The following is a 22,053-nucleotide window of genomic DNA, read 5'->3' as shown; positions in this document are numbered from 1 at the left end:
TTACCTCACAGTCGGTCACACAACCACCTCACCACCGGTAACAACGAGTTCGTCGTCGAGGTAAACGTCGGGTTCTAGTGCAATCCCGTCGACATGGGAATCACACTCGATCGTCCCTCCAAACCCGTGGTTGTCCCCGAATGCTACGTGACATGTCCCATAGACTTTTTCATCCTCAAGGACAGTCCCGATGATCTCCGCAGCTGGGTTCGTCCCGAGACCGAGTTCGCCGACCTGGCGAGCGCAGTCGTCTCCGGCGGTTGCCTCAAGAAACTGTTCGGCCGACGGCCCCTCAACAGATGTAACCGATCCCGACTCAATCCGGACAATAACAGGTTCGTCGAGCGCACCGACACCGACGAGGCCGCCGTCAAACGCGATAGCGCCCTCTGCAGTATCCTCAACTGGGGCAATATACCCTTCACCGGAGGGGAGATTTCCTGACTCACCCGGTTTGCGGATCAGACCGTCACTGGGAATTCCCTTGCGGTCAGTCAACGACATTTTCAGTACCTCTTTACCGGTCTCGATACGGGCTTCATCAGCTGCAGTCAGCCGGTCGGCGAGCGCGGCTGTCAGCCGCTCGACCTCATCATAGTCGGCGGTAATTGCACCCTCGCCGAACATACGCTCGGTGATGCCCGGCATTGTGGCGACGCGAGCGCCTGTCTCCGTCGCAGCCTCTCGAGCACGCGTATGAGTTAGTGACGCGCTCGTTGGTGCCACTACAATATCGGCCTCCCGCATGGCCGCGGCGACGAACGCCGGGGGTTCCATCCCGCTACGTTCCATCGGCGGCGTCTCAATAATTCCGACTTCGAGATCAAGGTCAGCGCCGGCTTCGAATAGTGCTCGTCCAATCTCTCGCTTGTCGGTGTCAGTCACGACCACCAACGACTCATCAGCAACAGCTCCCATATTCTCTGAGAGAACTCGCCGTGCGACTGCTCGAAGGTCCGCCATCACAGCACCTCCGTGGAAGTCTTCCAGAGTACTGACCGGCCGAGTAAGACCCCCGCACCAGTCGTCGTCCGGACCTGATCCTTCATTTCAGGAGTGTATCCCATACAGTCCATCACGACGAGATCGACATCGGTTCCTAGCGCCTCGGCAGCGGGACTGACCTCATCCTCATCAACGTAAGGCGACCCGGAAGCGGTGACCAGGTCAAATTCCGCCCACTTCTTGCGGGTCTGGAGTACTTGTTCGGGCTCGGGCACGAGTACGCCGACCGTACCGTCATCGACGATGCCAGACGTCCAGGCGTGTAGCAGCTTGCTGGGCTCCAGTACCGGGACGTCAACGTTGAATGTAGGGAATGCTCCCGTACAGAGGACCCCGATAGTGGAGACATCCGCCGCGAGCTCCTGAATCCGCTCTTGCATCAATCCGATTGTTGCAGCCCGGTCGATGGTGACCGACGAGCCGTCTCGGAGTTTCGTGACAAATACCGGCTCGCCATCGTGGGCTCCTGCCGCCTCCTCGATCTCTTTAGCGGAGTCGAACCGGTCAAGCGCGCCCGCTTCGATAACCTCGACGTGCTCGGGGAGTTGGGCCTTGATGTCGGGAGTGATGTCATCCCGAGGCGCCTGGCCAATAGTGAGCAGTCCAAGCTTTGTCATCGGCTCTCACCCATTGTCTGAAGATGGTCCATTGAGCCGTATAGCGACTTCAGGCGGTCGAACTCTGCCTCATCGTAGAATGAGGCACGTCCGCGCGTGAAGTCTTTCGCCGTCTCGACGACGAATCCGGTGGCTTCGGCGATCTCAGGGAGATAGTTTGCTCCGGTGCCAGAACCGGGAACTGGATTCACGCTTGTCGTGGCAACGCCCACCACTGGCGCGTCTGTTGCGGTTGCAGGCTGGAGGATGCTGTTGATATGGTGGACATCATTCCCATAGGGTGTGATATCTTGGGCCGTCAGCGTGAGCGTCCTCGGGGGCTCACCCGTAACCCGCTCTTGGGCGTCGAGAAGAGTCTCGCTCGGACGGAGGATCCACCCTTGTTTAATTGTCGGAGTTAGCGCGAACCCGCGTTCGCAGTGGACCCGGTTACCTTTCGTGGCGTCGACTGATAGCACCGCATCCATTTCGCCATCAACCTCGTGTTCATTCATTGTGGCCATATCTACGGGGCTCCCCATGAACGGAACCGGATCGTGAGCCTGGGTTGGAGCATCCGGACAGACGTGGGTCGCGATGCGTACGTCACCTGCAAGCACATCACCGCGGGCATGCATCTCCGCGAGCTGAAACGCCGTCGCAAGCGCGACGATCGCACCGTCGGCGTCCGATACCATTCCGATCTCCTCGGGACGGGCTCCCGCGCCACCCAGCCTCCCGATGACACCGAGCGTGTTTGCGTCTGGATCCTCACCCGGGACAACTATTTTTACGAAGTCAGTTGTTCCTTCTTTGCCCTCGATGGTCGTCACATCCACATCGACACCGGTCCCTTTTAATTCCGAGCAGACGGCCTCGCCGTCCGCATCGGGGTGGTCAAGCACATCGTAGGCGCGCTGTATTCGCTCAAACATGGTTACACCTCCGGGAACGCGTGTTCGACGACCGGTTGCCCGACAGCCTCTTCGACGGGTTCGAACAACCCAGGGTCGTCCATTCCAGCGCCGAGTGCCAGCGACGATGCCGGCGCCAGTACAACTGTGACTGACTGGCCTTCTGCAATTTCGGCAGTCGATATCGGCTCGCCGGTGTCTGTGTCCAGCGTTGTGATCAGGTCGGGGAACGTTGCGAGCCGCTCACCATCACGGCTGAAGGTCATATACTCGTTCCAGAATGTGAGCTCGTGGTCGTCGACGACGACAGTCCCGATGTCGAATCCGCCAGCTGTCTCCAGTTCCCGTGAGTCAACGGTCCCAGTGATTGCTACTTCGCCGTCCAGCAGTGACGCTACCTCTGCAGCGGCGGTCTCGCCGTCACGTGCTGTCTGAACTGCCTGACCGAGCGTTTTTGCCTGGTCGTACACCGAGAGCGCAGCATTAGACTCGGCGTACTCCGCCGGGACGGGATTACGCGCGACCGCAACTAGGCCTCCGGCCGCCTCAGCTATTTGACGGATTGTGTCCGCTGCGGACGAAAGGTGGGCCTCCACGACCAGTTCGTGGCGCCGTCCAGTGTCGGGCTCGCCCCCGACACCGGCCTGTAACACAGTCTCGTCGCTTGACAGTCCGATCGACCCCATTGGCCCTGTTGGATGTGCGCGGCCGTTACACGCCGCATCCACTAGTGGGAGCCCAGTCACGGCCGACTGCAGCAATCCGTTGACGCTAGCGAACCCACCCATTTCGTTGGTCATTAGCGCGCCGACTGATCGACCACGCTCGGCGATCCGGTTCATCACCAACTCGACAGCCTGCACGTAGTCAGCCGGCTTGACGTGGCTGTCAGTCGCCGCTGGGGCGCCGACACCGCTGACAGTCAAAACTACCTCGGAGGGGTCCAATTCGGATATTGGACGTAGTGTCGGGCTGCCATACTCGACCGCCAATTCGCCGAACTCGATACCTTCATCGAGCGAGCCACCGCCCCCGCCGCCGAGGATCGCCCCGCCGACCGCTACGTGTTCAACCCACTCATCGGTGATCTCTGTGTGATTATTGTCGTTCATTTGTCGTTGGATTTTGTCGGTTGCTTGTTTTTCGATGCCGTCTCGCCGATGCGCTCGTTATCAAGCGCTAGGAACGTGTTTGGCCGCTCACGCTCAACGGTCCGGAGCGTGGCGTCGTCTCGTGTTCGCAATCGCTTCATGCCGTTCTCCACCAAGTAATACGCCTGGTCGCGGCCCATCGACTCGAAGAGGTTACCTGCCTTTCCTACTGCCGTCGCACACACCTCGTCGGCCTCGCAGGGCTGCGGACAGGCTGCACAGGCCGGTGTACGTTCCTTGAATTTCATCGGATCAGCCGCCGATTCAATAAGCAGCTCGACTGTCCAGGGTTGCCGCTGGCGAGCCCGTCGAAGTGTCTTGATTCGAGAGGAATCCTCAGACATGGTCACCAATCGGGCTCTTCCCGGTAGCGGTCATCGTGCAGGTAGCACCGTGCTTCCTGGTCGTCTCCCAGTTCGTACATCGAGGGTTCTTCACCTGAGCAGGCATCGAACGCACGGGGGCACCGCGAGCGGAAGGCACAGCCGCTGGGCTTCTCCCGAGGGTCCGGGATCTCGCCCTCAAGTTTCTGTTGTTCAGGCTTGGCTTGCTTGTCGGCATCACTCACCGTCGATATGGCCGATAACAGCGCCCGGCTGTAGGGATGTTCTGGCGTCCTGAAGACGGACTGAACATCACCGACCTCAACAAGCCGGCCTAGGTACATCACTCCGATGCGGTCGGCGACGTTGCGCAACAGCGAAAGGTCGTGAGTGATGAACAGATAGGTGATCCCATACTCTTTTTGGATTCGCTGGAGTATGTTGACGATGCGGGCCTGCACGCTCACGTCGAGCGCACTTGTTGGCTCGTCTAGCACGACGAACTTCGGATTCAGTGCTACTGCTCGGGCAATACCGACCCGCTGTTTCTGTCCGCCTGAGAGCTGCCCAGGGTGGCGGTACATGTATTCCCGCGGTAGGTCGACCATGTCCAGCAGCTCCTCGATGCGCTCGATGCGCTCTTTAGCATCACCGTAGTCATGGATCTTCAATGGTGCCTCGATAATCGTCTTCACACGGTGGCGAGGATTAAGACTCGACGTGGGATCTTGGTGGACGATTTGCATGTTCTGTCGGAACCGCTTGAGTTCGTCCTCGGAAAGATCGACGACGTTCTGACCATCAATCCTGACAGTACCCGCCGTGGGTTCAGTCAGCCGCAGCATCGCCCGGCCCATAGTCGTCTTCCCTGACCCAGACTCTCCAACCAGTCCGAAGGTCTGCCCCTCACCGATCGAGAAGCTCACTCCGTCGACCGCTCGGACTTCCCCAGCCCTCTTCCGTAGGATCCCTTCATGGATAGGGAAGTGCTTCTTCAGTCCCTCGACTTGGACCATGGAGTCTGCTTCTTTGCGAGCCCCTCGGGTTACTATCTCGTCGGCGTTGTCAGTGAGACTCATTTGCTAGCCCCTCCATCAGCCACTACGTCGGACCCAGTCTCAGTCTCCGAGCCCTCCCGCCAAGGGGGCGATCCAATGTCGACCCTCTCCTGAGCAAGCTTCTGATGGCGGTCGTGGGCGGCCTCCCCGTCAAAGAGGTGACAGGCAACCGTGTGGTCATCGGCTGTCTTCCGCGGATATGGCACTACCTCGCTGCACTTAGACTCAGCGTGGGGACATCGCTCCGCGAATCGGCAGGCTGCCGGCGGATCCGTGTAATCTGGAAGGTGACCTTCAATACCTCCACCGATCCCACTCGAGAGTGTCGGTATACTCTCGAGTAACCCTCGAGTGTAGGGGTGCTCCGGATCGGCGAACAGTTCGGCTGTCGGAGCCTGCTCGATGATCTCGCCAGCATACATAACATTGATGAATTCGCTCACCTCACGAGCGACGCCGAGGTCGTGAGTAATATACAGAACGCTAGTGTTCCGATCCTCGACTAGTTCGTCAAGCAAATCCAACACTTTTGCCTCGGTCGTGACGTCTAGGGCCGTACCAGGTTCGTCGGCAATCAGGAAATTTGGTTCGGACAGTAACGCGATGGCAATCAACACACGCTGGCGCATACCACCAGACAGCTCAACAGGGTAACTGCTAAACACCCGCTCTGGCGCAGAGATTTCTACGTCAGCAAGCATTTCAATCGCTCGCTCACGGTGGTCCGCGTCTGACCTTCTCGAGACCTTATCCCGGAGCCAGTCGGTGACAGATAGCCGGCGCTCGCCTTGCCATTTTAGCACGTCGATCATCTGTTCACCGACTGTGAGGACGGGATTGAGGCTCGTCATCGGATCTTGCATGATCATGCTAATCTCGCGCCCCCGACGTGCATGACGCTCGGCATCGGACAACTCCAGCAAATCCTGGCCTTTATATATGATCTCGCCCGCGGTGATTTCCGCTGCAGGGAGTAAGCCCATAATAGATTTGACAGTCACGCTCTTGCCACAGCCAGTTTCGCCGACTAATGCGGCCGTCTCGCCACGGTTCAGCGTGAAATCGACACCGTTGATTACCTCCGCGACGCCGTCGTATGTATCGAACTGGACGTGGAGGTTTCGTACCTCCAAGAGAGTCTCAGCCATTTCAGTTCACCTCTACGTCGAAGGCATCCCGTAGGCCGTCGCCAATGAAATTGAACCCGAGCACAGCGAATGAGATGGCTAATCCTGGGAATACTGCGATCCACCAAAAGGTGGTGACGTAGTTACGCCCCTGAGCGATCATTGCCCCCCAAGTCGGGGTCGGCGGCTGAGCACCCAGTCCGAGGAATGACAGGCCTGCACCTACGAGAATGACGAATCCCATGTCTAGTGTGGCTTTGACTGTGATCGGACTCACAATATTGGGTAGTACTTCTTTGAATGTTGTCCGAAGCCAGTTCGAGCCTAATGCCCGGCTAGACTCGATGAATTCTTCCTCCTTGATTGAGAGGACTTCTCCTTGGGTCAGTCGCGCGTACCATGACCACCAAGAGAACGCGATGGCGACCATGACATTAAATAACGATGACCCAGTAGCCGCGACAACAGCCATCGCTAGCAGCGTTGGCGGGATGGCCAAAAAGATGTCAGTTGTGCGCATGATGACCGAGTTGGTCTTCCCACCGAGGTAGCCGGCGACTAGCCCGAGGGTGACGCCGATGGAAATTGCTATTGACAGCACGATTGCACCCATCATCAGCGAGATACGTGCACCAAACAACACCCGACTGAAAATGTCGCGACCGGTTGTGTCCGTGCCCATCGGGTGCTCAAGACTTGGCGGCTGGCTCGCGCGGTCGAAATGGACCCCTGCCCCGGCATCATCAGGGTACGGTGCAATAAACGGAGCGAACGTCGCTGCGAACACCAGTGTCAGTATCATCAGCAGACCCACGACAGAGAGCTTATTCTGCATAAAGCTCTTCCAGGTCCTCTTGAGCTGTTTAAGCCGCTCCTGTCGAGCGGTGTCCTCTGTACTGAGAAACCGTCCGTCGCTTTTTTCAGTAGCCATATTTATTGATCCTCCAGTCTAACTCGCGGGTCTAGGTAGCCGTACAGCAGGTCCACGATGAAGTTCGCACTCACGAACCCGACACCGACGACCATGACGACTCCAATGATGGCGTTGAAATCTTGATACAGAATTGCCTCGACGCCGTAACGGGCCATCCCCGGCCATGCGAAAACGATCTCTACGAGGAACGCATTTCCCAGTAGGAAGCCAAACGAAAGCCCGATAACCGTCAGCGAGCTCGTGAACGCGTTGCGCAGCATATATTTGTACTCGACTAGGTTGTTCGGAAGGCCGTACGCCCGCGCAGCGAGCACGTAGTCCTTGCGCTGTTCGTCGATCATGTCCGATCGGATGAGTCGCATCACCTGTGCTAGTGTTGCCAGTCCGAGCGCGAACGCCGGCAATATCAGATGCGTCGCGGCGTCGACGAACGTCCCGAACTGGCCCGCAAGCAGGCTGTCGACGAGATAGAGGTGCGTTACGTCTGGAGGCGGCTCAACTCCATCGCTCAGCCGCCCCGATAGCGGAAGCAGCCCGAGGGTGACGACAAAGATGATCTGGAGCACAATAGCGACCCAGAACCGTGGCATTGAGACGCCGAACAGCGCGGTGATACGAGAGACATGGTCCTGCCAGTGATCTTTGTTTGTTCCCGCGATGACGCCGAACGGAATCGCGAGCAGCACCGCGAAGAACAGTGTCAGGACGACGAGCTCGAACGTAGCGGGCAACCGGGCGATAATGTCGTTGAATACGTTATTATTCGTCCGCAGAGACATTCCCCAGTCGCCTTGAACTACGCCGATCAGCCAGTCGACGTACTGAACCGGGATTGGCTCATCAAGCCCCATTTCGGTTTTGAGGGCCTCGACCTGCTGATCGCTGGCCTCTGGGCCGAGCGCGAGCCGAACCGGATCTCCCGGAATCACCCGAGAAATGACAAAAATCAGCATCGACAAACCAAAAATAACCGGGATCGATTGGAGCGCACGGCGAATCAAGTAGTTAACGTATGACATTAGTTGCGTGTAATATTGGAAGTGATAGGATCTGAGGTGTTTAATTAGGGTTGGCTCTGGCAGCCGCTATTCTGCGCGCCCCTCCCCTTCGCGGTGCATCGAGTGCACGTCCCAGTCGAATGCCATCACGCCTTGGTACTGCCAACCACCGACATTCTCGTTAATTCCGATGCGGTACGGTGGGTTCGCAATAAATACGCTGGGCATCCCCTCGACTACCAGTGCCTGTGCTTCTTGATATTTTTCGAGGCGCTCTTGGAGGTCTGGCGTGCTGCGAGCCTCCTCGAGGACTGATTCGAGTTCGTCGGTCGAATACCACGACTGGGAGATGTACGACCCAAACGACTCAGGGTGGTACATCAAGTAAGTGTGACTGTCCGGCGAAGGCATCTTCGCGGTGTGGAAGATATTCGTGATGTGGGCTGTCTCTTCGGGGTCGGTGGCACGGTCAGTGATTGTGGCCCACTGCTGGGGATTGACTTCCACTTCAATACCAAGCTCCGACAGACCAGACTGGTTGAGCAGCCCAACTTGCCGCTGGAGCTCGGTTCCGGCTACGACTACATGTTCGAGGCCTATCTCGTTGATTTCGTCAACAGAGTACTCCGCCTGGTCGAGGAACTCTTGCGCGCGGTCGAGGTCCTGAGACATTGGCTCGAGATCATCATTGTGACCTGCCATCTCTCGTGGGACTGGCCCCGCGGCAACCGCGCCGCCACCGATTATCTCATTAACCGCGCTCTCGTAGTCGAATGCGTAAGCGATCGCCTTCCGGACGTTGATATCGTCGGTCGGTGCTTTCTGAGTATTCAGTGGCAGGTGGAACAACTGGAGTTGGGGGACCTCTGGTACCCGAACGTTCGAGAACGAGTCCATCTCCTCGTAGGCTTGGGTCCCCATGTACTGGTCAGTCATGTCGCCACCGCCCTCACGCATCGTGTTGACAATAGTCGATTGCTCGGTGATGACTGTCGACCGGAACGTGTCGAAGCTGTTGTCATCCCATCCCTTCCAGTAGTCATCGTAGGCTGATGTTGAAATGGAATTACCCTGTTCCCACTCGTCAAGCACGTAGGCACCTGACCCCGCCGAGTTGTCTTGGAGGTAGGCATTTCCGTAATCGCCGTCCTGCTCATTTTCCTGAACTACCTCGCTGTTAACGATGTAGAATTGGACTAGCGTTGCCAGCGCTGGGCCGTAAGCCTGGTTGAACCCGAATTCGACCGTCTGCTCGTCGCGGACGGTCACGTCCTCTGGATTCAGATAACTGAGCCAGAAGGACGAGTAACCAGCCTCCATCTCCAGCATCCGCTTCATTGAGTAGGCCACGTCCTCAGCGGTCATGTCTGTACCGTCGGTGAACGTCACATCGTCGCGGATGGTGAATATCCACGTCTGACCGCCATCCTCAACATCCCACTCTTCGGCGATGTTGGCAGTCGGCTGTAGCGAGTCCGGATCAACCGTGACGAACTCGTCGTAGAGATTCTGTGCAGCCATCCCTTGGGTGTAGTCTACCTGCTCGGCTGGGTCGAGGGTGCCGAATACCTGGCCCGCGATGAAGTGGAAGTCCGTTTCCCCTCCATCACTTCCGTCTTCGCCATCGGTCTCATCGCTACCATCGCTTCCGTCTGCGTCATCGTTGCCTGTACACCCTGCGAGTGCGACAGTAGTCGCACCTACACCAACCAGTTTTAGGAACTTGCGACGTTCCGTGTTATCGGGTCGCATGACTACGTCTGGTGTCGCGAAGTATAATAAATGTTTTCCAAATGGGAAATTAATCGTCTGCAAAATTAGAAGAATTAACTATAAAAACATTTGAATTTAACATTAGGCCGTCTGGCTGGCCTAGCTACATAGTATATAATCTGGCCAGCATAATCGGGATTATGAATAACTACGGGAGAAATAGGGACGGGTCATCATGGCAAAACGAATACCGCTGCGATTGATCCAGATTAGTTATTTCTGAGAAAACTGATCCCTGTTCGCGGACCGCCGTAACGAACTCCTCGTCGGTTTCTGGATCGTAATATGCCGGAAAAAAGATAGCCCGGTTGTGGTCGCTCGACTTCACGACAACAACGAACAAGAACAGGTCTTCTGCGGGCGCACGGTGGAGTTCAAATTCGTTGAAGCTCTCCTCATCTCCTTCGACAGCCTCCCCTAGCATTTCCAACTCGGATTTTGGAACTACAAGCCGGAATCCAGTGTTGCCCTCAGCTACCGTCGAGACATCACCAGGGTGGAGTACAAGCGTTTCCCAGCCATCTGACTCGTACTCCGACGCAATTGTCTTGACGTCGTCAAGCAAGTCTTCCCAGTGAATCAGCGCCTTGTTCGAGCGGTTGATCTTTTCGCGACTCATACCGACCCCCTGTTGGCGATGAAAAAAAGCTTTGATATCCGAATAGACCTTGCTGATTATTCTGTATGCACCCACATTTTATCGGCCGATTCAGGATATATTTGGGTGAAATAACGCAGTTCTCGTGCTGAATAGATCCTCTGTATCTTGCACACCAATCCTATCAGTTCCTTAGGATTTCAACAGAGTAAATAAACTTGTAGCCAATTATTTGCTTCCCACTAGTGATTTCCACTCAAGCATGACCAGAATCGTGATCCTCCCCGCTGGTCGCGACGACGCCTTCGAGGACTACAAACAGTTCATCCGAGATGGTTATCCAATTGAGGATATTGAGTCCAACCTCAATAACTAGGGCCTCGAACTATTTCAGACGACATCTGACAACGATCTCATCCACATCTGAGGGACTCCGTAGCCGGGGCGTGGTGGAACGTCAAGCGCAACGATATCGTACTCATCTACCACGATAGCGCGTTCGTCGCGAAAAACCAAGTCCTCCAACTCCGACACTATCCCGACCTCGCGGAGCGTCTCTGGAGAGAACACGGTCACTAAAACGAGGAAAACCTGTGGGAGTACATGACCTGCCTCACCGATGTTTAGGAAGTCGATATCAATATTGGGGACTTCAATCTGTACGCAGATACCGATCGACGCTGAGATCTCTGCCCATCTCACACACCACTATTTCAAGTGAACCGAACCACGACCACAAGAGATTACAAGTAGAACTGGCCACACCGCGGTTACAAGTGAAGAGGCTAAATTACTCGACATTGGTGGCTTCACTTGAAAGAGTGGTGTGTCTAGACGACGTTGTTCATTGATGCGATATCCCGAATCGTCTCTATCTCACTGTTTAATCGCAGAACGTCGGACATTGCCTCAATCGCACTCGTGAACGGAACATCCAGTTCGTAGCTGTAGTAGTTCCCACGGGACCCAGAGCGGTTCTCATAGGCCGACAGAATCCCAAGCATCCGAAGATCGGACAGATGATTGTGCACGGATCGTTGAGCGAGCGAGTCGGTTCCAGAGGAATCACAGAGTGCGGTGTATTCCTCGTAAATCTCCCGGGTTCGGGATGGCGTCTCTTCCTTAGCAGCTTTCGAGACGACTGCTAACAGCGCAAGACGGCCGTGTGTTGTTAATTCGCGCATTCCCTCCTCCACACGTTCCTGTTCGAGACGGGAGCGTGCTGCCTCAACGTGGTCTCGCTCAATAAGATCTACCTCACGATTCTCAGCGATCTCACCGGCTAAGCGAAGGAGGTCAAGTGCCTGTCGGGCGCTTCCACTGTCGCGAGCTGCGAGAGCCGCACAGAACTTCAGCACGCCCTGCTCGACGGCATTCTCGGCGATCGCAACTTCAGCACGGGACTCGAGAATGTTCTCAAGTTCGGGCGCATCATATGGCGGAAACTGTAATTCTCGTTCACAAAGGGTGTCTTGAACGCGAGGATCGAGCTGATCGCGAAATTTGAAATCATTACTGATCCCGATGACACCGACCTTGGTCGAGTCGAGGTTATTGTTAGCACGAGCTCGTGGGAGTTCATATAATAATTCGTCCCGATCACCGATTGAGTCGACTTCATCCAAGACAATTAAGATCGTTCCGCCAATCGCTTCAAGTTCCCCGTACAGTTTTTTGAAGACGGTTTGCTGGGGATACCCGGTCGAGCTGATTTCACCACCAGCAGGACGAAGTTTATTCACGAGTTCTACGGCGACTTGATACGAGGAGTTCAGCGTCTTACAATTCACCGAGATAATTGCCAGATCGACGTCGTCGTAGTCGGCAACATCGTCTTTGAGCCTGTCGAGAAGATAGTCGGTGACGGCAGTCTTCCCGACACCGGTATTACCGTATAGAAAGATGTTGTTTGGTTCCCAACCGTCCACAACAGGCTGGAGTGCATCCATGTACTCCTCGATCTCTTCGTCTCGCTCTTCGATTTGATCGGGTCGGTAGGATTCTCCAAGAGCGTCCTTGTTGCGGAAGATGTTCTGCTTCCGCTCGAATCGACGCATGTCGCTACTTTCTCGTGTTTGCCATATAAAACCACCCCCACATCTGTTTCAAGTGAAGGTACAGACACACACCACTGTTACAAGTGAAATACTAATCGAGTAGTACTGAACAAAGGAACAGTCCACAGTTTCAACTAAAACGTTGACACGTATTGCTCATATTGATTTGTAGTAGTTTGTACTTAGAGTGATTCTATGTATTGAGATCAGTATTCGTGACCCTTTGACTGCCTTGTTCTACTTCCACCCTCTACCTCAGTTTCTCGTCTTCACTTGCAAGAGTGGTGTGTCTCTGTCTTCCCACCCAATTCCGTGATCATACACCGACTTCGAAGTGAAGACCCCTCTATCGATATGAAATCTTAGATACCAAGACAGACACCCCTTCTTCGAAATGAAATCCCACCTCCGAGCCCTGGCCGCAGTCGATCTTCTTGGAAGTGGGCTCCCCTCAGTCGATATGAAACCATCTAGCACGGAAATTGGCCCTATCAACACACCCCGTCATCGAAATGAAATACCAAAACACTGCGTGCGAGCCCGTCCACGAGATCTCATCGTGAGGAGTAGCAGCAGGTGCTTCGAGATGAAATGCTTGAACAAAATACTAATACTGCCATATTAGACGGTGAAATTGGGTTTAGAGCAATCTTCGCTGTGGAAGAACCAAATTCATATTGAAAACGGTGTGTGAAAGTCACCTAACTGCTACGCCAGTCTCCGATTTCATATCGAATATGGGGTGTGAGAGCTACCGAAATAATCTCTCGTTGTCCGCTCACAGTAGAAACGCCGTTTGTTTTCACATTATACATTCTCTTCATGAATTCTTTTTTATACATATCTCTGACCGTGTTGAACCCTGTCCCTGTTAGGCTCACCTTCCAGTGATTTCAATCTTAACCAACTAGTGGCAATCGAACCGCCATCTGTTGGTTAACTGTGACGGTATCGCGCGTCAATCCCAGCTATCACCTCACAGCCGACCAATCACCTCGCCAATTCTTATTACCAGTCCTCCCAATCCACCAACAAATGGACTGGGACACGACGATCAACCTCGGCGGGTTCGGTAACTCCGCACAGATGGAGTGGCAAACCGTCAAGAGCTGGAAGTCATTTACAAATTTCTTCGATGACGCGGTCCATATCGACGCAGTCACGTACTGTGAGTCACCCGAACTACTCCTCGAATTGTTTGATCAAGAGGGCTCCAGTCTGGAGACGATGGACGTCCTCGTCGGCGATAAAGATGAGTACCAGTCCGCCGTTGATGATGCCACGGTAGCCCGCCGACTTGAGCGATACTACGAGGAAGACAGGCTGACTGTCAGACTCAAAAATCGAAAAGTCGTCCACTCCAAACTGTATCGAATCGTTGAGGCCGACGATACAGTGATGCTCATCGCTGGAAGCGCAAATCTATCCTACAACAGCTGGAAAAACCAAACCAACAGCGTTGTCGTGTTCAACACAGAGGTCGGGAGCCAACTCGATCAACAGTTTACACAATGGATCGATCACCACCGCAAGGAGTATGCTGATACCATCTTCATGGAGGATCTCGCGGCGGAGCTGGAAGAACTCGATGATGAAGAAGAGGTTGAGCGCCGTATTGAGTTGTGGATAGACAATCGCAACACACAGCTCTCAGAACAAGGCGAGATCCACTCCAATGTTGGCCAAGAACTCGAAGCGTTAGGCGACGAGGTAGATCAGGTTATGGGCGTGAGCGAAGACCCCGAAGAGGCAGATGAAGTCGTTAGCATCGATCCCGAGCAGATCGAAACTGACGACACAGACACTAACGGCGAGCAACCAGATGAAAAACCAGTTGAGGGCATTACTGCAGCAAAAACCCCAGAGTACTCAATCACTCTCTCGACGCAAGGGTACGAAACCGACGGCTATCTTGACCAGATGGAAACCGATCTTAAGCGCCGCGGCGCAGATGTCGGCGCTGACGCAATCACAACACCCGTTGAGGGCTACACTAACTATCTTCAAACGCGGTATGACGTGCCGAAAATGTGGATCGACGAGGAGAATCACCGCGTCCATCTCCAACACGGTGAACATCACCGTATCTTGACCGCAGACCACGATCCCAATCCAGACCTCCTCGACGCAGCCCTTGAGAATATCGAGAACTACATCAAGACAATCGACCGCTGGGGTGAAACGAACAACCCAGAAGCTGTGAAGGCGCATCTCTATGAAGGCGTTCTCTACGGGCTCTGGGCGCCGTTCGTGAATCTGTACGCAGAGCAGTTCTACGGAAGCGTTACCCTCGACAATGCGCTCCAATATCTCTACATTTTTGGCGAGTCTGACGCAGGGAAAGATAAGTTCACGGAGTTCGTGTTACGGCTCATCTCTGATGACCTCGTTCGCGGTGGCGCAGACGCAGACGATGTCGGTAAGAACCAGATTCGATCGCTGCGGAACATCGATACGGTGTTCCCGTACGTTGTCTCCGACATTTCCAAGCAAAAAATCGAGCGTGTCGATACGCTGCGGAATTTCTGGCAAGACTCGTGGCACCCATCAAATGAGGTCGCGTATCCGACGCTCATCTTCACGAGCAACGACTCTCGGCCGAATGACTGGTTCCGGAACCGAGCGAAGATGCTTCACTTCGATGTCGCGTTTCCATCGAATCCCGAGGATGAGGGCTTCTACAAGGCGCAAGAAGACCTCAACACAATCCTCGATGCCCGCAATCCGATCTTCTCGTATGTGTCATGGCGCATCCTAACCGACGAGCGATATCTCGACGCCGGCGGAACTGTCGATGACGTTCGCCAGGTGTTTCTCGAATTTTACGACCGTGCTGACCGTAATGTTCCGCGATTCTTCCCGAAAGAGCCGGCCAACCGGAAGTACAACATTGGCAAGCGCAAGTGGAAGCAAGCCTACGAACGCGGTGACGTAACGTTCGATCGGCGGGAAAACCGACTCATCGCCGAATTCGATCTTGAGCCACACGAACTCTACAGCTATCGGAAAACCCTCCCGACGAAAATGCGCCCAGAAAAGAGCGGTCGGAGCATCATTATCAAGAACCCAGACGGCTTCGAAGAGTGGATTGACCTCGCTGAACTGAGTGAGAACAAAGATACCGAATCATCACCAGGGTTCCTCGACCGCTTGCTGGGGTAATTCGTCTTATCCATCGATTAGCTAACCCCAAACCCGCAGTGACTCAATAGACTACTGTAGAAGCTCACAGATGTCGTCGTGTATTGATTACGTAAAAAACACGTAATAAAACACGAGCTATTGATCCAATACGTTCTCCAGAATATCAGGCAACGCCTCGTCGAGTTCCCCCGCCTGGAGAATGGTTATCGGCTCGTCTTCCTGTGCATCCACAGACGGCGTCTCTTGATCGAGATCCTGTACAACAAGAAGACCGTTCCACCCGCTCCCGAAAATCTCCTCATCACTCGTGTCCCGTCCAAAGACGTAGTCTTCGTTGATGCGAAGGAATGCAAGGTATTCGAGCGTCTCCTTGATCCCGGTTCGGATGGTTTCCTCGCGAGTACTATGCTTCACTTCGGCGATGAGATACTCATACGTGAGCGGGTCCTCAGATTGGACTTCGAGGACAATGACATCAGGACGGCCCGTGTGATTTTGGAAATTCTTCTGGAAGTACGCACTGGCAACGTCGCGTGCAGTTTGTTGAACGCGCTCGGCACGAGTGAGTTCACGGTCCTCTGGCATGGTATCTGTACGGAAAGAGAGACCGCGATCACTAGCGGAAGTATCGTGATACAACACAATCTCTTTGCTGCCATCGATGCGAGCAATCTCTTGTCGTCCACTCTTGATTGTTTGAAAGACGGGCGGTGTGTCTTGGAGGTCTTCGAGGGTACCAATGAAACGGAAGAGGACGTACAGCTCGAAGAGCCGCGCCTGATCGTCTGGGGTGATCGCAGTTTGATTGAGGAGACTCTGCAGCGCATCGGGATCCCCGTCGAAGAGCCGCTGGCGATCCCGCAGAAGATCGGCAGCATCACGGTAGATTTCTTGTCGAGAGTTTTCCGCAGTTGTGAGCATTCGCTCGGTCGGCTCGTACGTTTTCGGGTCACGGATCCGCCGAACGTGGACGTTCCGTTCCACGGTGCGTTGCACATCATCGATGAGGTCGGTGTTCGCCTGCCACCGAGCGGAGACCCAATCGTAGTTGCCCTTCAGGTATTCGTCAGCGTCACGCAACGTTGTGTAAATGATTGAGAGGAGCCGTTTGAGAACGATATTCTCGGGAATGTCGTAGTCCTCGGAACGGTTTTCGGTGACGAAGAGTGAGTGGTCATTTGGATTCGTTGAGTACCGGGCTTTGACGGTTGAACCCCAGTTAATGTGTCCGTCAATCCCTCCACGCTGCGTCCGAGCCACGGTTTTGGTCTCGGTACGGACATTGCGCAAGCGCTGTGAAAGCTCCTCAACGAATTCGACGACGTCGGGCTTGAGGATAAAATGCAAATCAAGGAGGAGCTCGTAGTCTTCGAATCGCTCGTCAAGGCCGTCAAATGTGAGTGAGTTGGCGAGTTCGCGTTCGGGGAACCCGCCGTTCATAACGTATGCAAGAATATCTTGGGTAAGTCCGTCGATGAGGGCCTCGCGGTTCATGAATCACTGTCGAGTGTAACTTGCAGCATATCACGTGCGGCTGTTTCCAACAGTTCACGGTCAATCATATCGGCAGTTTCCTCGTGACTGTTGATGTCAGTAATGTGTCGCACGATCTGATCTCGTTTCGGGACGCCTTCGAGTTGTGGGAAAATGTAGCTGATAACGGCATTGGTAACTCGGTTTGGCAGGGTGCCGTTGCCAGTGTCGTGGTGGTTGGTAATGTATCCGAGCATGTCTTTGACGATTGCGGGGCCAATTGCACGATCCTCGACGGCTTGGTTGGTATGTTTCCAGACGAGCCCGACTGCGCGTCGTTCCTCGGGTGTCGGGTCAAGATTATCCCAGGCAGCGATGTACTGCCGCATCCCGTCATCAAGGGCGTCGAGTGCGTCATCGTCGGTTCCTGCGGGGAGAGTTGGCGCTGGGATCCGAATGAACGCGAAGCGGCGCATGAACGCGTAGCTCATCTCGTACAGCGACGTTTTGTCGTAGGAATTCATGGTCGCGAAGATGTGCCACGAGTCAGGGACGAGATACTGGTAATCCGCGGGGGTGCCGTCGAGATGATCGGTGGTGAGCAGCTCGATTTCGTTGTTGTGTTTCGTGTATGGAAGTTGGACTGGTTGTCCTGAGAGCAGGGTGAAAAGTTGGCCAAATCCTTTGTCAATGTCGGCCCGATTGAGCTCGTCAATAATAATCGGTTCGTTGGCCTGAACACCCGTTTTTGTGTTTTTGAGGCGGTTGAGAACGATCCCAGATGTGAACGCGAGGTCACCGCTTCTTTCCTCGTCAGTGGATTCGGTCGGCATATACCCGCCAACGGTGTCGAACGTGGACCAGTCGGCAGTGGCGGTCGTAACCTGGTACCCGCTGTATAGATGCGGGTAGTGGCGGGTGAGGTGGGCGGTGACTTGCTGGGCAATCTCGGTTTTTCCGGTGCCAGGTGGGCCGGTGAAAATGATGTGGTCGCCGGCGCGAACAGCAGCCGTAATCTGGTCGGCAAGTTCGTTGGCAGACGGTACATCGTACGCGTCAGGAAACACGATACCAGAGAACGCATCCGGGTCGATGGTCCCTGAGAATTCAATTGTCGTTGCAATTGGTGACGACTCAGCTGTCGTGGCTACGAGGAGGTCAATGACTGCCTCACCACGCCCGTACTCGGCATCATCGTCGAGTATGCTGATGAACTGTCGGCTTGGGAAGTGATTACCTGTCGCGTCATCACAGCGTTCGTTGACGGTGCCGATGGGAATACTCTCTCGTTGTAGTTGGGAGATGGCGTCAGTTAGCTCATGGACAGAGTCAGTTGCGTCTGGAAGATCTGTCGCAACAGCAGCCCCAGGGGTGAGGAAAAGTCGGTCAAATGCAACACGGTACGGGTACGTTCGGGTGTTGTATATATCGTCGTACCACCACTGCTCGTCTGTTTCGAAGTGGCTGCCCACGATCGCAACGCCGAAGACGAAGCCATCGGGCCGTGAAAGCTCGGGATGCATTGGTTCGCCGCCAGCGTGGAAAATGAGTACATCGCCAGGGTCCATATTCGCCCACTGGGAGTGCTGTGTGTCTTCGAAACCTAAGGCCCGGTACTTGAGTGCCGTCACCCAGTAGTCTGCAGGTGCGGTCAATCCATAGATCGTCGGTTCCTCAGCTTGGACGTACTGCACTAACGGGTCGGTCGGATGGTCGAACTGTTCGGACTCGTCTGGCTCTGTGTCGGTCGAGTCTGTCCGAAGAGTTTCTATCCGTTCAGTGGAACCCACTCGGTCGAGGTGGGGAAGTGTGTCGCCGATGGCGGTGCGTGCGGCAGCGCTGATGAGTTCGACGAACGCGGGCGGAGCTTCGGTAAGGTACGCGCCTTGATTGAGGTTCAGGTTCTTACTGTAGACAACGGTGTGGTCGTCACGGAGGTCATGGAGGACGTCTCCGTTGGCTTCTGTGAGTACCTCATCGACGTCAAGCGGGGTCGCAAATTCCTCATACTCGGTGAGTGGGACCCGGTACGCGGGACGTTCGCCGGAACTGTACCCCATTTCTGATACGCCTTTGTCATCCCATTCGGTGTCTTCGAGACATGTCGTTTCCTCATACGTAGCTGCGGCGAGTGAGGCGGCGGTGAATGCGCGTTGATGCTGGTCAAGGTGTAAGATGACGTCGCCTGGTTCCACGTCGGTCGCGTTGTCGTAGTACACGGAGCTCCCGCCGTCGGTCCTGGTTTGTGGACACCATAATGCGTCCCCGAGCCCCCATCCGTCGACGTCGCGATCGTCACGGTTGTGGTAGCTTTTCTCGATCCAGACCGTCGGTTGGTCGTCGCGGTGTTGTGTTTTCGCTTGGTCTGCGTACGCTTCGAGTTCCGAGAAATGATCCGTGAGCCCACGGGATGATTGCAGCTGGGATTTTAGCTCCAGGTAATCGTCAAATTCTTCGAAGGTCCAGCGATTGATTGGGACTTCAGGTGTGAATGCTCCACCGATCAGTTCGTCGAAGTTGAGGATCCAATTAACATCCCGGTGGTGAGTGTTGACTGAATTTCGTGCGGTCGGTGGGAGCTCGCCGTACCGGTCACTCGGGTCTTGATACGTGTAATCGCTGTCGATGACACCGATTGCCCGTATCGTTGCCTTCCCCTGCCATTTGTCATCGGAACGGTAGCGAAGCCCGTTTTTGAGCACGATGATATCGCCGACCTGGGCTTCATGTGCGAATTTTCGGAGTTGTACTGCGGGGTTTCGCGGGTGCACCGAGTCGCGGGCCGTCGTCGCATCAATAATCGCCTCATGAGATGTTAATGCAGAAATGTCAGTTGTGACGTCCGACCATCCCATGCTAACGCTCCCTTCGCGTAAAAACAGGTTACACCACGTTTCATTATTGAACCCAACAACCCACGCCCGGCGTTCGGCCTGCTCACGATTGCCGTCGGCGGGAGACCCATTACTCATGAGAAATGGGTTACGACGCCTATGTCATATAACACATGATTCTGCTAAACAAAATTTCGGAGCCAGTAACTACCGTCTGAGGTCACAAACTAACAGTTTAGAACGTGGTAGTGCTCTCAGGGAAACGAAGAGAGTATTTCGGCTGTGTCTGTGGGTTAGTCCCGCTGCCAGGATTCGAGTTCCGCAGTCATGTCTGCAGCCGTGTCCTCATCAAACCGGGTTTCATTAGCGGTCATTTTCTCATCCACTGCGTCAGCAAGATCAATGTCGAGCTGTGTTGCAAGCGCAATCGAATAAATCACCACGTCGGCGAGTTCCTCTTTGACTCGGCCGTGGAGTTCGGAGTCGGCTTGCACTGTTTCAGATGGATGGTTGTCATGCCAAAGGAAGAGTTCTAACAGTTCGTTCGCTTCAACGCTGATCGCTTCAGCGAGGTTCTTTGGTGTGTGGAACTGGTCCCAATCGCGGTCCGCGACAAATGATTTGTATCGCTCAGTGAACTCGTCGAAGCTAGTCATCTACCACTAGTCCCCTATGGAGGAGTATCAAATCTGGGCACTGCCTCCATATCAGAGTCGCTGGTGAGATGATTCGACTACCGCGCACGGTCTGGCGACAAAAGGCACGAGTGCGTGAAGGCACTTGCTGTGGAGGTTGATGCGGCTGACTTCCTCCATATCGAAACAAGGCATCTCTCCCAAATGGGGGTATCGAGTTTGACCGACGAGGAGATGGACGTGGCTGACGCGGACTTGGGGAGTGACAAGATCCCGACGTCGTACGTCGCCTGCCGGAACGCGAATCTGTCGTCGATAGCGTCGTCGGACGCGGAGGCGACCGACTTAGAGGCGCTGTTTATCGGCGCGCACTCGGAGGATTTCTCGGGGTATCCTGACTGTCGGCCCGCTTTTTTCGACGCTTTTCAGAACGTGATCGATGTCGGGACGAAACCGGAGACACAGATCGAGTTGTAAGCACCGTTCGTCGAGTGGTCGAAAACGGAGATCGCCGAGCAGGGGTTGGAGCTCGGTGTGCCCTACGACATGACGTGGTCGTGTTACCGTGACGAGGAGCCGGCGTGTGGGACATGTGATGCGTGTGCGTTCCGTCTTGAGGCGTTCCGGAACGCCGGGTCACACGATCCGATTGCGTACGCGGAACGGCCGGAGTTCTCGTAGTTTATTAATCAGCACGCTTGGTTCGCTATCTACTGTGAATCCTTTCTGAGCGGCATGGGAATCCCGTTTACAGCAAAGCGAGCGACCGCTCCGCAGCTGGGACACTCATCGACGAACGCACAGACTCGAAGCGTGGTTTCTAACTCGCGAACGCTGCTGCACACGGAGCACTTGTACGCGGTGCAATACCGGACTGACGGACGGTGCTGTTGCCGTCGTGTGTGTGGGTTCGCTGCCGCTGTCGTCGTGCCATGAGACGCTGCTGTCGGGGAGTGTTCCCGGTTCGTCGTGGACGGATCGTGATCGAGCTGCCAGGCCGAGTCGGGAGACGTGTCGTGGATGCGATCTGGGCCACTGACGTCCGTATCGAGGTCGGTGGGCTCAGCCGGTGTGCGTGCAGCATCGGTTCGGTGATCATCGACTGGGGTACGGCCGTCGAGTGACGCATCTTGGTCAGCTGTCGGGATGGTCCGTGCCCACGCACCGAGTTCGACGGCCGCTGCCCCCTCGTAGAGCACGCCGTCGATGGCAGCTGCTAGTTCGGCGAGTGGCTCGGAGATCTCGGACTCACCGTGTTTCTCGACAGCGTGCTCGAACAACCATTCTCGAAGCGTCGCTGCGGTCTCTTTATCAACCGTGTACGATGGGACAGCGTTCATTCGTCTCTCACTCCGCCCCTCTTGGACGCGACAAACCACACACCGTCTCCATCTCTGTTGATGAGACTTCATACAGGTGTGAGCAAGGTTGTG

The 22,053-nt window shown here is 55.1% G+C and carries 17 protein-coding genes and 1 pseudogene; 2 read left to right on the top strand and 16 right to left on the bottom strand.

The genetic code is table 11. The features are described 5' to 3' along the window. Window positions 1-15: 15 nt before the first annotated feature. The 13 genes from ACFQMF_RS16085 to ACFQMF_RS16025 all read right to left on the bottom strand — a co-directional run bounded on the left by ACFQMF_RS16085 (window position 16) and on the right by ACFQMF_RS16025 (window position 12,534). Complete coding sequence (locus tag ACFQMF_RS16085) at window positions 16-963, bottom strand: aminopeptidase (protein WP_256409746.1); 948 nt, start codon at window positions 961-963, stop codon at window positions 16-18. Continuing rightward, window positions 963-1,622: an AroM family protein gene (locus ACFQMF_RS16080; RefSeq protein WP_256409745.1), complete on the bottom strand. Its 660-nt coding sequence runs from the start codon at window positions 1,620-1,622 to the stop codon at window positions 963-965. Before ACFQMF_RS16080 ends, ACFQMF_RS16085 begins: the two co-directional genes overlap by 1 nt. Then, window positions 1,619-2,536 (bottom strand): DUF1177 domain-containing protein, encoded by a 918-nt coding sequence (locus ACFQMF_RS16075; RefSeq protein ID WP_256409744.1) that lies wholly within the window; start codon window positions 2,534-2,536, stop codon window positions 1,619-1,621. Before ACFQMF_RS16075 ends, ACFQMF_RS16080 begins: the two co-directional genes overlap by 4 nt. Before the next feature lie 2 nt (window positions 2,537-2,538). Further along, the gene (locus ACFQMF_RS16070) at window positions 2,539-3,627 is read right to left on the bottom strand and encodes a DUF917 domain-containing protein (protein WP_256409743.1); all 1,089 of its coding nucleotides are present in this window, start codon (window positions 3,625-3,627) and stop codon (window positions 2,539-2,541) included. After that, entirely contained in the window at window positions 3,624-4,010 is a 387-nt protein-coding gene (locus ACFQMF_RS16065) for a hypothetical protein (RefSeq protein ID WP_256409742.1), read from the bottom strand. Before ACFQMF_RS16065 ends, ACFQMF_RS16070 begins: the two co-directional genes overlap by 4 nt. A gap of 2 nt (window positions 4,011-4,012) precedes the next feature. Further along, window positions 4,013-5,068, bottom strand: a complete 1,056-nt coding sequence (locus ACFQMF_RS16060; RefSeq protein ID WP_256409741.1) for an ABC transporter ATP-binding protein — start codon at window positions 5,066-5,068, stop codon at window positions 4,013-4,015. Next, window positions 5,065-6,195 (bottom strand): ABC transporter ATP-binding protein, encoded by a 1,131-nt coding sequence (locus tag ACFQMF_RS16055; RefSeq protein WP_256409740.1) that lies wholly within the window; start codon window positions 6,193-6,195, stop codon window positions 5,065-5,067. Before ACFQMF_RS16055 ends, ACFQMF_RS16060 begins: the two co-directional genes overlap by 4 nt. A gap of 1 nt (window position 6,196) precedes the next feature. After that, entirely contained in the window at window positions 6,197-7,105 is a 909-nt protein-coding gene (locus ACFQMF_RS16050; RefSeq protein WP_256409739.1) for an ABC transporter permease, read from the bottom strand. A 2-nt stretch (window positions 7,106-7,107) separates the two neighbouring features. Further along, window positions 7,108-8,127 carry an ABC transporter permease gene (locus ACFQMF_RS16045; RefSeq protein ID WP_256409738.1) on the bottom strand — a complete coding sequence of 340 codons (1,020 nt, stop codon included), beginning with the start codon at window positions 8,125-8,127 and terminating at the stop codon, window positions 7,108-7,110. A 66-nt stretch (window positions 8,128-8,193) separates the two neighbouring features. Next, window positions 8,194-9,858, bottom strand: a complete 1,665-nt coding sequence (locus ACFQMF_RS16040) for an ABC transporter substrate-binding protein (RefSeq protein WP_256409737.1) — start codon at window positions 9,856-9,858, stop codon at window positions 8,194-8,196. A 169-nt stretch (window positions 9,859-10,027) separates the two neighbouring features. Next, window positions 10,028-10,498 (bottom strand): DUF7529 family protein, encoded by a 471-nt coding sequence (locus ACFQMF_RS16035; RefSeq protein WP_256409736.1) that lies wholly within the window; start codon window positions 10,496-10,498, stop codon window positions 10,028-10,030. Window positions 10,499-10,867: 369 nt separating this feature from the next. Beyond that, entirely contained in the window at window positions 10,868-11,179 is a 312-nt protein-coding gene (locus ACFQMF_RS16030) for a hypothetical protein (protein ID WP_256409735.1), read from the bottom strand. Window positions 11,180-11,307: 128 nt separating this feature from the next. Next, window positions 11,308-12,534 (bottom strand): orc1/cdc6 family replication initiation protein, encoded by a 1,227-nt coding sequence (locus tag ACFQMF_RS16025; RefSeq protein ID WP_256409734.1) that lies wholly within the window; start codon window positions 12,532-12,534, stop codon window positions 11,308-11,310. A 1,035-nt stretch (window positions 12,535-13,569) separates the two neighbouring features. Here ACFQMF_RS16025 and ACFQMF_RS16020 point away from each other — a divergent pair. Beyond that, the gene (locus ACFQMF_RS16020) at window positions 13,570-15,696 is read left to right on the top strand and encodes a phospholipase D-like domain-containing protein (protein WP_256409733.1); all 2,127 of its coding nucleotides are present in this window, start codon (window positions 13,570-13,572) and stop codon (window positions 15,694-15,696) included. 117 nt (window positions 15,697-15,813) lie between these two features. Here ACFQMF_RS16020 and ACFQMF_RS16015 read toward each other — a convergent pair whose 3' ends face one another. The 3 genes from ACFQMF_RS16015 to ACFQMF_RS16005 form a co-directional block, all read right to left on the bottom strand. Then, window positions 15,814-17,172 carry a hypothetical protein gene (locus ACFQMF_RS16015; protein WP_256409732.1) on the bottom strand — a complete coding sequence of 453 codons (1,359 nt, stop codon included), beginning with the start codon at window positions 17,170-17,172 and terminating at the stop codon, window positions 15,814-15,816. After that, window positions 17,169-20,123 (bottom strand): AAA family ATPase, encoded by a 2,955-nt coding sequence (locus tag ACFQMF_RS16010; RefSeq protein ID WP_256409731.1) that lies wholly within the window; start codon window positions 20,121-20,123, stop codon window positions 17,169-17,171. The genes ACFQMF_RS16015 and ACFQMF_RS16010 overlap by 4 nt, the downstream gene beginning before the upstream one ends. Before the next feature lie 155 nt (window positions 20,124-20,278). Beyond that, window positions 20,279-20,641 (bottom strand): nucleotide pyrophosphohydrolase, encoded by a 363-nt coding sequence (locus tag ACFQMF_RS16005; protein ID WP_256409730.1) that lies wholly within the window; start codon window positions 20,639-20,641, stop codon window positions 20,279-20,281. A 78-nt stretch (window positions 20,642-20,719) separates the two neighbouring features. On the opposite strand from ACFQMF_RS16005, the pseudogene ACFQMF_RS16000 reads away from it, so the two are divergent. After that, a pseudogene (locus tag ACFQMF_RS16000) lies at window positions 20,720-21,301 on the top strand (7-cyano-7-deazaguanine synthase); the annotation flags it as partial. Between the last annotated feature and the right edge of the window lie 752 nt (window positions 21,302-22,053).

This window comes from Halorubrum rutilum, from assembly GCF_042665015.1.
GTDB lineage: Archaea > Halobacteriota > Halobacteria > Halobacteriales > Haloferacaceae > Halorubrum > Halorubrum rutilum.
This window is presented reverse-complemented; position numbering and strand designations above follow the sequence as displayed.